The sequence below is a fragment of the Stenotrophomonas maltophilia genome (assembly GCF_900186865.1).
Taxonomy (GTDB): domain Bacteria; phylum Pseudomonadota; class Gammaproteobacteria; order Xanthomonadales; family Xanthomonadaceae; genus Stenotrophomonas; species Stenotrophomonas maltophilia.
The window spans coordinates 3756006-3770932 of the sequence record NZ_LT906480.1 but is presented as its reverse complement, the minus strand read 5'-3'; the positions used below and the strand labels follow the sequence as shown (position 1 = coordinate 3770932).

General features: G+C 66.9%; 8 protein-coding genes. All 8 read left to right on the top strand.

What is annotated here, in order from left to right; translation table 11 throughout:
• Positions 1 to 34: 34 nt before the first annotated feature.
• The 8 genes from prpC to pbpC all read left to right on the top strand — a co-directional run bounded on the left by prpC (position 35) and on the right by pbpC (position 14920).
• Positions 35 to 1192, top strand: a complete 1158-nt coding sequence (gene prpC, locus CKW06_RS17940) for a bifunctional 2-methylcitrate synthase/citrate synthase (RefSeq protein WP_005410655.1) — start codon at positions 35 to 37, stop codon at positions 1190 to 1192.
• Positions 1193 to 1289: 97 nt separating this feature from the next.
• Complete coding sequence (acnD, locus tag CKW06_RS17935; protein WP_024956931.1) at positions 1290 to 3908, top strand: Fe/S-dependent 2-methylisocitrate dehydratase AcnD; 2619 nt, start codon at positions 1290 to 1292, stop codon at positions 3906 to 3908.
• A gap of 100 nt (positions 3909 to 4008) precedes the next feature.
• Positions 4009 to 4251, top strand: coding sequence for a type II toxin-antitoxin system ParD family antitoxin (locus tag CKW06_RS17930; RefSeq protein WP_005410653.1), 243 nt, complete (start codon positions 4009 to 4011; stop codon positions 4249 to 4251).
• Positions 4248 to 4610, top strand: coding sequence for a type II toxin-antitoxin system RelE/ParE family toxin (locus CKW06_RS17925; protein WP_024956932.1), 363 nt, complete (start codon positions 4248 to 4250; stop codon positions 4608 to 4610). Before CKW06_RS17930 ends, CKW06_RS17925 begins: the two co-directional genes overlap by 4 nt.
• A gap of 3 nt (positions 4611 to 4613) precedes the next feature.
• On the top strand, positions 4614 to 5792 hold the full coding sequence (prpF, locus tag CKW06_RS17920; protein WP_024956933.1) for a 2-methylaconitate cis-trans isomerase PrpF: 1179 nt from the start codon (positions 4614 to 4616) through the stop codon (positions 5790 to 5792).
• 150 nt (positions 5793 to 5942) lie between these two features.
• Positions 5943 to 7403, top strand: a complete 1461-nt coding sequence (locus tag CKW06_RS17915) for a bifunctional 2-methylcitrate dehydratase/aconitate hydratase (protein ID WP_024956934.1) — start codon at positions 5943 to 5945, stop codon at positions 7401 to 7403.
• A 163-nt stretch (positions 7404 to 7566) separates the two neighbouring features.
• Complete coding sequence (locus CKW06_RS17910; protein WP_024956935.1) at positions 7567 to 12474, top strand: alpha-2-macroglobulin family protein; 4908 nt, start codon at positions 7567 to 7569, stop codon at positions 12472 to 12474.
• 64 nt (positions 12475 to 12538) lie between these two features.
• Positions 12539 to 14920, top strand: a complete 2382-nt coding sequence (gene pbpC, locus CKW06_RS17905; protein WP_024956936.1) for a penicillin-binding protein 1C — start codon at positions 12539 to 12541, stop codon at positions 14918 to 14920.
• Positions 14921 to 14927 lie beyond the last annotated feature (7 nt).

Genomic DNA, 14927 nt, shown 5'->3' with positions numbered 1-14927 from the left:
AGTACCCTGCACCATCGAGTTTTCGGAGGGAAACATGAACGATACGACCGCAACCCCGACCTTCAAGCCGAAGAAGTCCGTCGCCCTGTCCGGCACCGCCGCCGGCAACACCGCGCTGTGCAGCGTGGGCCGCAGCGGCAACGACCTGCACTACCGCGGCTACGACATCCTGGACCTGGCCAACACCAGCGAGTTCGAGGAAATCGCCTACCTGCTGGTGCACGGCAAGCTGCCGACCCGCGCCGAGCTGGTTTCGTACAAGGCCAAACTGAAGTCGCTGCGTGGCATTCCTGCTGCGGTGAAGGCGGCGCTGGAAGAGCTTCCGCCGTCGGCACACCCGATGGACGTGATGCGTACCGGCGTGTCCGTGCTCGGCTGCGTGGCGCCGGAGAAGGACGACCACAACCATCCGGGCGCGCGTGACATCGCCGACAAGCTGATGGCCTGCCTCGGTTCGATGCTGCTGTACTGGTACCACTGGAGCCACAACGGCCGTGCCATCGACGTGGAAACCGACGATGACTCGATCGGTGGTCACTTCCTGCACCTGCTGCACGGCGAGAAGCCGCAGGAATCGTGGGTGAAGGCGATGCACACCTCGCTGATCCTGTACGCGGAGCATGAGTTCAACGCCTCGACGTTCACCTGCCGCGTCATCGCCGGCACCGGCAGCGACATGTACAGCGCGATCTGCGGTGGCATCGGCGCGCTGCGCGGTCCGAAGCACGGCGGCGCCAACGAAGTGGCGTTCGAAGTGCAGAAGCGCTACGACAGTCCCGATGAGGCCGAGGAAGACATCAAGGCCCGCGTCGAGCGCAAGGAAGTGGTGATCGGTTTCGGCCACCCGGTCTACACCGTCTCTGATCCGCGCAACAAGGTGATCAAGGACGTGGCCCGCGAGCTGTCCGAAGAGCAGTCGAGCATGAAGATGTACAACATCGCCGAGCGCCTGGAATCGGTGATGTGGGACATCAAGAAGATGTTCCCGAACCTGGACTGGTTCAGCGCCGTCAGCTACCACATGATGGGCGTGCCGACCGCGATGTTCACTCCCCTGTTCGTGATCGCCCGCACCGCCGGCTGGAGCGCGCACATCGTCGAGCAGCGTATCGACGGCAAGATCATCCGCCCGAGCGCCAACTACATCGGTCCGGAAGACCGCGACTTCGTCGCCATCGACAAGCGCGTCTGATCCACCTGCCGTACCCATCCGGCCGGCCGCGTGCCGGCCGGGTGCTTTCGCCGCCGCACCGCCGGCACCCGGCCCGCCCCAAGTACTCCGCCAGCCCATGAATACCGATTACCGCAAGAACCTCCCCGGCAGCGCGCTGGATTATTTCGACGCGCGTGCCGCTGTCGATGCGATCCAGCCCGGCGCCTACGCCACCCTGCCGTACACCTCGCGCGTGCTGGCCGAGAACCTGGTGCGTCGCTGCGACCCGGCCACGCTCGGCGATTCGCTGAAGCAGCTCATCGAGCGCCGTCGCGACCTCGATTTCCCGTGGTTCCCGGCGCGCGTGGTCTGCCACGACATCCTCGGCCAGACCGCGCTGGTGGACCTGGCCGGCCTGCGTGATGCGATCGCCGACAAGGGTGGCGACCCGGCCAAGGTCAACCCGGTTGTGCCGGTGCAGCTGATCGTCGATCACTCGCTGGCGGTGGAGTGCGGTGGTTTCGATCCGCAGGCGTTCGAGAAGAACCGCGCGATCGAAGATCGTCGCAATGAAGACCGTTTCCACTTCATCGACTGGACCAAGCAGGCATTCCAGAACGTGGATGTGATTCCGCCGGGCAACGGCATCATGCACCAGATCAACCTGGAGAAGATGTCTCCGGTGATCTACGTGCAGGACGGCGTGGCCTTCCCGGATACCTGCGTGGGCACCGACAGCCACACCCCGCACGTGGATGCGCTGGGTGTGATCGCCATTGGTGTGGGTGGTCTGGAAGCGGAGAACGTGATGCTGGGCCGCGCGTCGTGGATGCGCCTGCCCGACACCGTCGGTGTCGAACTGAGTGGCCGCCCGCAGCCGGGCATCACCGCCACCGACGTGGTGCTGGCGCTGACCGAGTTCCTGCGCAAGGAACGCGTGGTCGGCGCGTGGCTTGAATTCTTCGGCGAGGGTGCCGCGGCACTGACCATCGGTGACCGCGCCACCATCTCCAACATGTGCCCGGAATACGGCGCGACCGCCGCGATGTTCTACATCGACGGGCAGACCATCGATTACCTGCGCCTGACCGGCCGCGAGGAATCGCAGGTGGCGCTGGTGGAGAACTACGCACGCACCACCGGTCTGTGGGCCGACGATCTGGCGACCGCGCAGTACGAGCGCGTGCTGCACTTCGACCTGTCCAGCGTGGTGCGCAACATGGCTGGCCCGTCCAACCCGCACAAGCGCGTGGCCACTGCCGAGCTGGCCGAGCGCGGCATCGCCGACGAGGCCAAGCTGGAAGCGGGCAAGGCCGAGCAGGCGCAGGGCCTGATGCCCGATGGCGCGGTGATCATCGCGGCCATCACCAGCTGCACCAACACCTCCAACCCGCGCAACGTGATCGCCGCAGCGCTGCTGGCGCGCAACGCCAACGCACGTGGCCTGCAGCGCAAGCCGTGGGTGAAGTCGTCGCTGGCGCCGGGTTCCAAGGCCGTCCAGCTGTACCTGGAAGAATCCGGCCTGCTACCCGACCTGGAACAGCTCGGCTTCGGCATCGTCGCCTTCGCGTGCACTACCTGCAATGGCATGAGTGGTGCGCTGGATCCGAAGATCCAGCAGGAAATCATCGACAGTGACCTGTATTCCACGGCCGTGCTGTCGGGTAACCGCAACTTCGATGGCCGCATCCATCCGTACGCCAAGCAGGCCTTCCTGGCCTCGCCGCCGCTGGTGATCGCCTATGCCATCGCCGGCACCGTCCGCTTCGATATCGAGAAGGACGTGCTGGGCGTGGACGCCGACGGCAACGAAGTGCGCCTGAAGGACATCTGGCCCAGCGATGCCGAGATCGACGCGGTGGTGAAGGCCTCGGTGAAGCCCGAGCAGTTCCGCAAGGTCTACAACCCGATGTTCAACGTGCGCGTGGAGCACGGCGCCGCGGTCAGCCCGCTGTACGACTGGCGCCCGCAGAGCACCTACATCCGCCGTCCTCCGTACTGGGAGGGCGCACTGGCCGGCGAGCGCACGCTGGCAGGCATGCGCGCGCTGGCGGTGCTGCCGGACAACATCACCACCGACCACCTGTCGCCGTCCAACGCGATCCTGGCGTCCAGTGCCGCCGGCGAATACCTGGCGAAGATGGGCCTGCCGGAAGAGGACTTCAATTCCTACGCCACGCATCGCGGCGACCACCTGACCGCGCAGCGCGCCACCTTCGCCAATCCGAAGCTGTTCAACGAAATGGTGCGCAATGACGACGGCAGCGTGAAGCAGGGTTCGCTGGCGCGCGTGGAGCCGGAAGGCAAGGTGATGCGCATGTGGGAGGCGATCGAGACCTACATGCAGCGCAAGCAGCCGCTGATCATCATCGCCGGCGCCGACTACGGCCAGGGCAGCTCCCGTGACTGGGCCGCAAAGGGCGTGCGCCTGGCCGGCGTGGAGGCGATCGTGGCCGAGGGCTTCGAGCGCATCCACCGCACCAACCTGATCGGCATGGGCGTGCTGCCGCTGGAGTTCAAGCCGGGCACCACCCGCCTGACCCTGGGGATCGACGGTACCGAGACCTTTGACGTGGTCGGCGAGCGTACCCCGCGTGCCGAGCTGACCCTGGTCATCCACCGCCGCGACGGCCAGGACGTGATCGTACCGGTCACCTGCCGCCTGGACAGCGACGAGGAAGTGGCGATCTACGAGGCCGGCGGCGTGCTGCAGCGCTTCGCCCAGGACTTCCTGGAAGGCGCCAAGGTGGCGTGATAGCCGGCTGAATGCCCGCCCCCGGAGGCCGGGGGCGGGCTTGTCCGACCCCAGGGCAGGGCGCACACTGGCTTGGCAAAAACCGCCAAAGGAGGGTTTCATGGCCACCATGAACATTTCGCTGACCGATCCGCTCAAGCAGTTCGTGGACGAAGAAGTGCGCGAAGGCGGCTACTCCAGTACGTCGGACTATGTGCGTGACCTGATCCGCCAGCGCCAGCGCAGCAAGGCTGAAGAGCTGCTCAAGCAGCTGATTGCCGAGGGGCTGGCGTCGGGACCTTCGGCGCCTCTGGCGCCGGATCACTTTGACAAGCTCCGTGAGCGTGCACGGAACCGCAAGTGAAACCTTCGCACTGGTCCCCTGCAGCGGTTCGAGATCTTGACCAGGCAGCAGCTTGGTATGCAGATCAGGGCGGAGAAGTGCTGGAAATCGGCTTCATCGATGCGGTGGAATCCGTCGTCAAGCTGATCGAGGCCCACCCGGGTGCTGGTTCCGCACTGCATGCGGATCTGTTGCCCTCGCTGCCAGCGCCATTGCGTTTTCATCCGGTTCGTCGCTTCGACGGCTACCTGGTCTACTACGTGGAGCTACCTGCGCACGTTTCCATCGTGCGCATCTGGAATGCTTCGCGGGGCATGGAAGCACTGTTCGAAGACGAGAAGCTCAACCCCGATATTGGTTCGTCGCATCCAGGATACTGATCCATGACCTTCCTCCCGCAACTCCGTATTCCCGCTACCTACATGCGCGGTGGCACCAGCAAGGGTGTGTTCTTCCGCCTGCAGGACCTGCCCGAGGCCGCGCGGGTGCCGGGCGCAGCACGCGATGCGCTGCTGATGCGCGTGATCGGCTCGCCCGATCCGTATGGCAAGCAGACTGACGGCATGGGCGGCGCCACCTCCAGCACTAGCAAGTGCGTGATCATCTCCACTGCTTCTGTGCCGGACCACGATGTGGACTACCTGTACGGCCAGGTCTCGATCGATACCGCCTTCGTCGACTGGAGCGGCAATTGCGGCAACCTCAGCACCGCGGTGGGTCCGTTTGCGATCGCCCATGGGCTGATCGATCCGGCCCGGGTGCCGCGCGATGGCCTGTGCACCGTACGCATCTGGCAGGCCAACATCGGCAAGACCATCATCGCCCATGTGCCGATGCGCGATGGCGAAGTGCAGGAGACCGGCGATTTCGAGCTGGATGGCGTGACCTTCCCGGCGGCCGAGATCCAGCTGGAATTCATCGATCCGTCCGATGACGGTGATGCGGGCGCGATGTTCCCGACCGGCAATCTGGTCGATACATTGGACGTGCCCGGCGTGGGCAGCTTCGAGGTGACCATGATCACCGCCGGCATCCCGACCATCTTCCTCAACGCCGCCGACCTCGGCTACACCGGTATCGAGCTGCAACCGGCGATCAACGAGGACAAGGGAGCGCTGGAGCGCTTCGAGAAGATCCGCGCCTACGGCGCCTTGCGCATGGGTCTGATCAAGAACCTGGAGGACGCGGCGACGCGCCAGCACACGCCGAAGGTGGCGTTCGTTGCACCGGCTCAGGACTATGTGTCGTCCAGTGGCAAGGCCATCCCGGCCTCGGCGATCGACCTGCATGCGCGCGCGTTGTCGATGGGCAAGCTGCACCACGCGATGATGGGTACCGCCGCCGTAGCGATCGGTACCGCCGCGGCGATTCCGGGCACGCTGGTCAATCGCGCCGCCGGCGGCGGCGAACGCGAAGCGGTGACGTTCGGCCATCCGTCCGGAACGTTGCGCGTGGGTGCGCAGGCGGCACTCGTTGATGGCCAGTGGACGGTGACCAAGGCCATCATGAGCCGCAGCGCCCGCGTATTGATGGAAGGCAAGGTGCGGGTACCGGTCGAGTAACCAGCCGAACGGCGCCGGCATCACATGCTCTGGTGGATGCCAACCTTGGTTGGCATTGCATTGGCACCGCCCGGGTACGGTCCAGCGCCAACCTAGGTGGGCGATTACCGGGAGGCGCGGCCTGGCCTGCTTCTGAAGAGGAGATCGACGATGTCCGACAGCCACACCCCATCCAACGAGCGTGCAGCGTGGGATGCGCTGCTGGTGGACATCGTCGATTACGTGCGCGACGCACGCATCGACTCACCGCTGGCGTTCCAGACCGCGCACCACTGCCTGCTCGATACGCTTGGGTGCGGACTGGAGGCACTTTCTTTCCCGGCCTGCAGCAAGCTGCTCGGTCCACTGGTGCCGGGCATCAGCGTGGTCAACGGCGCGCGCGTGCCGGGCACGCACTACGTGCTGGACCCGGTGCAGGCCGCCTTCAATCTCGGCGCAATGGTGCGCTGGCTGGATTTCAACGACACCTGGCTGGCTGCCGAGTGGGGCCATCCTTCCGACAATCTCGGCGGCATCTTGGCTGTTTGCGACTGGCTGGGGCGCAACGCGCAGGCCCTGCGCCGCCCGCCGCCGACCGTGCACGACGTGCTGCTGGCGATGATCAAGGCGCACGAGATCCAGGGCGTGCTGGCGCTGCAGAACTCCTTCAACCGGGTCGGGCTGGACCACGTGGTGCTGGTCAAGGTGGCCACCACGGCCGTGGTCGCCCAACTGCTCGGGCTGGACCGCGAGCGCATGCTCAATGCGCTGTCACTGGCCTGGGTCGATGGCCAAGCGCTGCGCACCTACCGGCACGCACCCAACACCGGCTCGCGCAAGAGCTGGGCGGCCGGCGATGCGACCAGCCGTGGCGTGCGCCTGGCCTTGATGGCGGCCAGTGGTGAGATGGGCTATCCCAGCGTGCTCAGCGCGCCAACCTGGGGCTTCGAGGCCGTGTCCATGCGCGGTCAGGCACTGACGCTGGGGCGACCGCTGGGCAGCTATGTGATGGAGAACGTGCTGTTCAAGATCAGCTACCCGGCCGAGTTCCACGGCCAGACCGCAGTGGAGGCCGCGGTCATGCTGCACCAGCAGTTGCGTGCGATGGGGCGGCGGGTCGAGGACATCGCGCACATCGCGATCCGGACCCAGGAAGCCTGCATCCGCATCATCGACAAGCAGGGCCCACTGCATAACCCGGCCGACCGCGACCACTGCGTGCAGTACATGGTCGCCATCGCGCTGCTGCACGGGCGGTTGACGGCCGAGGATTACGAGGACGACGTTGCCGCCGATCCGCGCATCGATGCGCTGCGCGCGAAGATGACCTGCCATGAAGACCCGCAGCTCAGCGCCGATTATCTGGACCCGGACAAGCGCAGCATCGCCAACGGCCTGAGCGTGCGCTTCACCGATGGCACCGAGCTGCCCGAGGTGCTGGTGGAGCACCCGCTCGGCCATGCCCGCCGTCGCGAGGAAGGCATTCCGCTGCTGATGGACAAGTTCCGCCGGCACCTGGCCCACCGCTTCCCGACCAGCCAGCAGCAGCGCATCCTGGCCGCATCGCTGGACCCGGTGGCCCTGGCGGCAATGCCGGTGACCGACTACGTGGACCTGTACCTGCCGGGCTAGGGCGATCGGTAGTGCCGGCCGCTGGCCGGCAATTCCATCCAACCTGCCATGCCGGTTGCCGGCCAGCGGCCGGCACTACCCGCGCCTGGGGCAATTGCCGAAATCGCGTCAACACCTTGACGCGGCCTGCCTATAATGGCCGCCTCGATCAAGGAGTGACGACATGAGCGGTCCGGCACGGCGGAAGCGGTGGGGATGGGCGGCGGCGGTACTGGCAGGAGGCCTGTTGCTGGGGCTGGCCGGCTGCCGCAATGACAGCGGGCAGCTGCCCAAGGCCAGTGGTGAGGCGATCACCACCAAGGCCGAGCAGGTGAAGGAATTCACCCTGCTGCGTGCCTACCCGGACCAGAAGAATGACGGCCTGTCGCTGGCGCTGGAGTTCTCGCGCCCGCTGGTCGGTACCCAGGATTTCGACAAGCTGGTGCGCTTCGAGGAGAAGGTCGGCACCGACGACAGCAGTTGGACGCTGTCCGATGACGGCCTGACCCTGCGCTACCCGTTCGTCGAGGCCGGCAAGGAGTTCAGCCTGGTGGTCTCGCCGGACCTGCTGGCCGCCGATGGCAGCCGCCTGGGCAAGGAACTGAAGCAGAAGGTGTTCAGCGGCGAGCTGAAGCCGGTGGTCGGTTTCGCCTCGCAGGGCAGCGTGCTGCCGGCCAAGGACAGCCGCGGCCTGCCGGTGGTCTCGGTGAACGTGCCGGAGGTCGATGTCGAGTTCCTGCGCGTGCGCGAGAAGGACCTGCCGACCTTCTTCAGCCAGTACCAGCGCGGCGGCCGCCGCGGCAGCTGGGAGCTGAGCAGCGACTACGAGCGCAGCCCGATCAACAAGCTGGCAGAGCCGGTCTACGTCAACCGCTTCATCCTGGGGGGCAAGAAGAACGAGCGGGTGCTGACCTACCTGCCGACCCAGGACATCAAGGAACTGCAGGAGCCGGGCCTGTACTTCGCCCTGCTCAAGCGCACCGGCGACTACGAAGGCGAATTCGATACCGCGTTCTTCTCGGTCAGCGACATCGGCCTGCATACCCGTGCCTACAAGGACAAGCTGTTCGTCCACACCGCCGGCCTGAAGGACGGCGCGCCGCTGAAGGGCATCGACCTGCGCGTGCTGGATGCCAAGGGCGAGGTGGTGCTCAAGGGCAGCACCGACGGCAATGGCAATGCGCTGCTGAACTACACCCTGGATGCGACCCATGTGCTGGTCGCCAGCACTGGCAAGGACACCAGCTTCCTGCCGTTCAACCAGCCGGCGCTGGATCTGAGCGAATTCGCCGTGGCCGGCCGTGACAATGCGTGGTTCGACGTCTACGCCTGGTCCGGCCGCGACCTGTACCGCCCGGGCGAGACCGTGCGCCTGTCCGCGCTGCTGCGCGACAACGACGGCAAGCCGGTCAAGGCCCAGCCGGTGTTCCTGCGCCTGAAGCAGCCCGACGGCAAGACCTTCCGCGAGACCCGCCTGCAGCCGGGTGACCAGGGCTACATCAACTTCGAGCAGGTGATCCCCGCCGAGGCGCCGACTGGGCGCTGGCAGGTCGAGTTCCGCGCCGACCCGGCCAGCAAGGAAGCGATCCAGGGCATGACCCTGCGCATCGAGGAGTTCCTGCCCGAGCGCATGAAGCTGGACCTGGACAGCGCGCAGAAGACGCTGAAGCCGGGTGAGGACCTGCGCCTGCAGGCCAATGGTGCCTATCTGTACGGGGCACCGGCCGATGGCAACCGCTTCACCGCACGCATGGCGGTGGCCGCCGAACAGACGCCGGTGGAGGGCCTGCCGGGCTATTTCTTCGGTGACCCGACCCTGCAGCTGCCGCGCGAGGCCAAGGACGTGATCGACACCACGCTGCCTGGCAACGGCCAGCTGCGTGAGGACGTCGCGTTGCCGGAAGAGGCAGCCAAGGCCAAGGCGCCGATTGCCGTGGTGCTGTCCGGCAGCCTGTATGAAACCGGTGGCCGCACGGTCACCCGTACCCTGAAGCGGGTGATGTGGCCGGCCAACGCCCTGGTCGGTGTACGCCCGCTGTTCAACCCGGAGGACGGTGCCGATTCCAACGGCAACGCGCGCTTCGAATTGATGCGCGTGGATGCTGCTGGTACGCCGCAGCCGGCCAAGGGCCTGAAGATCACTCTGGTGCGCGAGCTGCGCGACTACCACTGGACCTTCAACGACAACCGCTGGGACTACGATTTCACCCGCCGTTTCGAGAACAAGGAAACCCGCACCGTCGATGCCGGCAGCAGTGCGGTCGCCTTCGATTTCCCGGTGGAGTGGGGCGAGTACCGGGTGGACGTGTTCGACCCGTCCACCGGCCTGACCAGCCGTTACCCCTTCCGCGCCGGCTGGAGCTGGGGTGATGACAACCGCGGCCTGGACGCGCGCCCTGACAAGATCAAGCTGGGCCTGGACAAGACCGGCTACAAGGCAGGCGACACGCTTGAGGTGACGGTGACCCCGCCGCACGCCGGCAAGGGCATCCTGATGGTCGAGACCGATCGCATGCTGTACGTGCAGGACATCGACGCCAAGCCGGGTTCGACCTTCAAGATTCCGGTCACTGCTGACTGGGAGCGCCACGACGTCTACATCACCGCGCTGGTGTTCCGCGGCGGCAGTGCGCCGAGCAAGATCACCCCGGCCCGTGCGGTGGGCGTGGTGCACGTACCGATGGACCGCAAGGGCCGCACCGTGGCCGTCGGCCTGGCAGCGCCCAAGCAGATGCGACCGGAACAGGACCTGCCGGTGACGGTCAGCGCACCGCAGCTGGCCGGCAAAATGGCGCACGTCACGGTCTCGGCGGTGGACGTGGGCATCCTCAACATCACCCGCTTCCCGGTGCCCGACGCCGGTGCGCACTTCTTCGCCCAGCGTCGTCTCGGCATCGATGCCTACGACATCTACAGCCGGGTGATCGAGAGCTTTGACGGCGGTGCCGGCAAGCTGAAGTTCGGTGGCGACATGGCGCTGCAGGCGTTGCCGCAGGCCAAGCGCCCGACCGCGCGCGTGCAGACCGTGGACCTGTTCTCTGGCCCGGTGCAGCTCGATGCCAAGGGTATCGCCCGCATCCGCCTGAAGGTGCCGGACTTCAACGGTACCCTGCGGGTGTCGGCACTGGTCTACAGCGATGACCAGTACGGCAAGCGCGACGTGGAAACCGTGGTGCGCGCGCCGATCCTGGCTGAAGCCAGCATGCCGCGCGTGCTCGCCCCGGGCGACCGCAGCACCGTGACCCTGGATGTGCAGAACTTCACCGGCAAGCCGGGCCAGTTCAACGTGAAGGTGGAAAGCGAGGGCCCGCTGAACCTGGGCGAAGGCAGCCGCAGCGTGCAGTTGAATGCCGACGCCAAGACCACGTTGAGCTTCCCGCTTTCGGCACGCGAGGGCCACAGCGTGGCCAAGGTGCGGGTGCGGGTGGACGGCAACGGCTTCAAGGCCGATCGCCGTTACGACCTGCCGGTGCGTGCGGCGTGGCCGCAGGTGCTGCGTTCGCAGGTGCGCACGCTTGATCCGTTGGCCGCGGTCAGCCTCGATAACAGCCTGACCGATGGCCTGATGGCCGAGTCGGTGAATGCCCGCCTGCTGGTCAGCCCGCTGCCGCCGATCCCGTTCGCCAGTGCGCTGCAGGGTGCATTGAACTACCCGTATGGCTGTGCCGAGCAGACCACCAGCAAGGGCTACGCCGCGCTGATCCTGGACCAGGCCACTTCGTCGATGCTCGGTGCCGACGGGCTGGATGCCAAGACCCGCCGCGAGCGCATGGAAGGTGCGTTTGGCCGCCTGGCGTCGATGCAGGTGGCCAATGGCAACTTCTCGATGTGGGGTGACGACGGCTACGTGAACCCATGGCTGACCCCGTACATCACCGAGTTCCTGCTCGATGCCAAGGACGCCGGTTTTGCGGTGCCCGACAACGTGCTGCAGAAGGCGCTCAACCGCCTCAGCGAGGATCTGCTGTCCGGTGGCAACCAGTTCTATGGGCAGGACGACCGCGAGAAGCTGAAGTTCGCCAACCAGGCGTACTCGGGCTACGTGCTGGCCCGGGTCAACCGTGCGCCGCTGGGTACCCTGCGCACGCTGTACGACAACGAGCGCAGCAAGGCGGTCGGCGGCCTGTCGCTGGTCCACCTGGGTGTGGCGCTGTCGTTGCAGGGTGATGCCAAGCGCGGCCAGGCCGCGCTGGCGGCGGCCTTCGCCAAGTCCAGCAGCGAACGCCCGTCGTACTTCGGCGACTACGGCAGTGCGATCCGTGATGACGCGCTGATGATCGCGCTGACCCACGAAAACAAGCTGGCCAAGCCGGCCTGGGATGCGCGTGCGGTTGACCTCGGCCGTGGCCTGGATGCGCGCCGCAATGCCGGCTGGATGTGGCTGAGCACGCAGGAACAGGTAGCGATTGCCCGCCTTGGCAAGGCGCTTGCTGCCAACCAGAAGGCGCTGGTGGCCGGTGAACTGGTGATCGGTGGCAACACCGAAGCCATCGGCGAACGCAAGCTGTTCGGCCGCAACTTCAGTGCAAATGAACTCGCCAGCGGCGTGCGCTTCACCCCACAGGGCCAGCCGCCGATGTTCGCCAGCATCGACGTGGCCGGTATCCCGCGCAGCGCGCCGGCACCGGATAACAGCGTGCTGGGCGTCGAGCGCAGCTACTACGGCACCGATGGCAAGCCGTGGTCGCCGCGGCCGCTGAAGGAAGGCGAAGCCCTGATCGTGCGCGTCACCGTCACCGCTGACACCACGATGCCCGATGCACTGCTGACCGACCTGCTGCCGGCCGGCCTGGAGATCGAGAACTTGAACCTGGGCGATGCCAAGCAGTGGGCCGACGTGGTGGTCGATGGCATCACCATCAGCGACCGGGGTGAAGCGGCCGATACCAAGCACGAGGAATTCCGCGACGACCGCTACGTGGCCGCGCTGAAGCTCTCGCGTGGCAGCAAGGCCAACGTGTTCTACCTGGTGCGCGCGGTGACCCCGGGTACCTACTCGGTGCCGCCGCCGCTGGTGGAGGACATGTACCGGCCGCAGCTGCGCGGCGTCGGCCGCAGCAACCCGACCACGATCACGGTGGTACAGCCGTGACCGCGCGGACGGGCCGCGACGGTGCGGCCCGTCCAGCTGGCAAGCTCCAATGCGGCACGCTGCAATGAAGAACACGATGACGACCCGGCTGGCAGCCCTGCGCCGCCGGCTGCAGCCACTGTGGCCGTGGCTGCGCTGGGGTATGGCCGCCACGCTGGCACTGCTGCTGGTGCTGGATTTCGTCTTCCCGCCGCCTCTGCCGAAGCAACGCGATACCAGCACCCTGGTGGTGGCTGCCGATGGCACGCCGCTGCGTGCGTTCGCCGACGCCGAGGGCGTGTGGCGTTATCCGGCATCGACCGACAGCGTCTCGCCGCTGTACCTGCAGGCGCTGCTGACCTACGAAGACCGCTGGTTCTGGCGCCATCCGGGCATCAACCCGCTGGCGATCCTGCGTGCCAGTGGCCAGCTGCTGCGGGGTGGTCGCATCGTGTCCGGTGGCTCGACCTTGACCATGCAGGTCGCACGCATCCTCGATCCGCATACGCGCACGCCCTGGGGCAAGCTCAAGCAGATGCTGCGTGCGGTGCAGCTGGAAGTGCACCTGAGCAAGCAGCAGATCCTGGCCCTGTACCTGGAGCGCGCACCCTACGGCGGCACCATCGAGGGCGTGGAAGCGGCCAGCTGGGCCTACCTGGGCAAGCCGGCGGCGCAGCTGTCGCATGCCGAGGCCGCGTTGCTGGCGGTGCTGCCGCAGGCGCCGAGCCGGCTGCGCCCGGACCGCCATCCGGAAGCGGCGCAGAAGGCACGCGACAAGGTGCTGTCACGCATGGCCGAGCTGGGCGCGTGGACAGCGGAAGAAGTGGAAGATGCGCGCATCGAGAACGTGGTCGCACGCTCGCTGCGGCCGCCGCTGCATGCCGCGTTGCTGGCACAGCGCCTGCACTCGGCGCATCCGGGCCAGGCACGCATCCAGAGCAGTATCGACATCGGCCTGCAGCGCACCCTGGAAGAACGCGTGGCCAGCTACTTTTCCACGCTGCCCGAGCGCACTTCGGCGGCCCTGCTTGTGGTCGACAACCAGACCCTGCAGGCGCGTGCCTATGTCGGCACGCTGGCGTTCGGTGACCGCCAGCGGCTCGGCCACGTGGACATGGTGCAGGCCTGGCGCTCGCCGGGTTCCACGCTCAAGCCGTTCCTGTATGCAATGGCGCTGGACGATGGCCTGATCCATTCGGAAAGCCTGCTGGTCGATGCGCCGCAGAGTTTCGGCAGCTACCGCCCCGGCAACTTCGACATGGCCTTCAATGGACCGATCGGCGCCTCCAGCGCGCTGCGGCTGTCACTCAACGTGCCCTCGGTGGACCTGTTGCAGCGGGTCGGTCCGGCGCGCTTTGCTGCGCGCCTGTCGCACTCCGGCATCCAGCTGCGCTTCCCGCCGGGCAGCACGCCCAACCTGTCGCTGATCCTGGGCGGCACCGGTGCGCGGCTGGAAGATCTGGTCGGTGCGTTCGCCGCGCTCAACCGCAACGGCATCGCCGGGCGCGTGCGCTACACCGATGACGAACCGATGATCGAGCGGCGCCTGGCCTCGCCGGGCGCCAGCTGGATCGTGCGCGAGATGCTGGAATCGAATCCGCGGCCGGGGTATAGCGTCGGGACGTTCGATGTCGGTGGCCGCCCGCGCGTGGCGTGGAAGACCGGCACCAGTTACGGGTACCGCGATGCGTGGGCGATCGGCAGCACCCGCCACTACACCGTGGGCGTGTGGGTGGGCCGGCCGGACGGCACACCCCTACCGGGCCAGTACGGCGCGGTGACCGCGCTGCCGCTGATGTTCGAGGTGGTGGACAGCCTGCCGCGCCAGCGCGGTGACTCGGCCGCTGCACCGATGCCGGCCAGCGTCAGCCAGGAAGACATCTGCTGGCCGACCGGTGAGCGTGCCGAAGGCCTGCCTGCTGCGCTCTGCCAGCGGCTGATGCCAGCCTATCTGCTGGAAGGCGCGGCACCACCGACCTTCCCCGAACGCGAGGCACGGCGCTGGCAACCGGGTCGGCAGCGCTACCTTGCCGATGCGCGTACCGGTCTGCGCGTGTCAGCCGATTGCCGCTTGCCGCACGAAGAAGTCGCGCGCGAGATCGCGCGCTGGCCAGCGTTGCTGTCGCCGTGGCTGTCCAAGGCCACGCGCGAAGCCTCGCAGCTGCCGGCGCTGTCGCCGGACTGCCGTGATGATGGCCGCGAGGCCAGCGTTGCGCTGCACATCGATGGGCTCAACGATGGCGCCACGCTGGCGCGCGCGCCGAATTCGGAACATGGCGTACGCCTGCAGCTGCGCGCGCTGGGCAGCGAGCAGGCGGTGGACTGGTTGCTCGATGGACGCTGGATCGCGCAGACGCGCGGTGCGCAGCTGATGCAGCGCGAGTTCGCCGAGCCGGGCGCGCACACCTTGACCGCGCTGGCGGCAGATGGCGCGTGGACACAGGTAAGGTTCAACGTCCTGCGGTAGGTGCCAA

Bases quoted from the DNA above. Each gene is read 5' to 3' on its own strand.
- prpC (WP_005410655.1), top strand. From the start codon at position 35: ATGAACGATACGACCGCAACCCCGACCTTCAAGCCGAAGAAGTCCGTC.
- acnD (WP_024956931.1), top strand. From the start codon at position 1,290: ATGAATACCGATTACCGCAAGAACCTCCCCGGCAGCGCGCTGGATTAT.
- CKW06_RS17930 (WP_005410653.1), top strand. From the start codon at position 4,009: ATGGCCACCATGAACATTTCGCTGACCGATCCGCTCAAGCAGTTCGTG.
- prpF (WP_024956933.1), top strand. From the start codon at position 4,614: ATGACCTTCCTCCCGCAACTCCGTATTCCCGCTACCTACATGCGCGGT.
- CKW06_RS17915 (WP_024956934.1), top strand. From the start codon at position 5,943: ATGTCCGACAGCCACACCCCATCCAACGAGCGTGCAGCGTGGGATGCG.
- CKW06_RS17910 (WP_024956935.1), top strand. From the start codon at position 7,567: ATGAGCGGTCCGGCACGGCGGAAGCGGTGGGGATGGGCGGCGGCGGTA.
- pbpC (WP_024956936.1), top strand. From the start codon at position 12,539: ATGAAGAACACGATGACGACCCGGCTGGCAGCCCTGCGCCGCCGGCTG.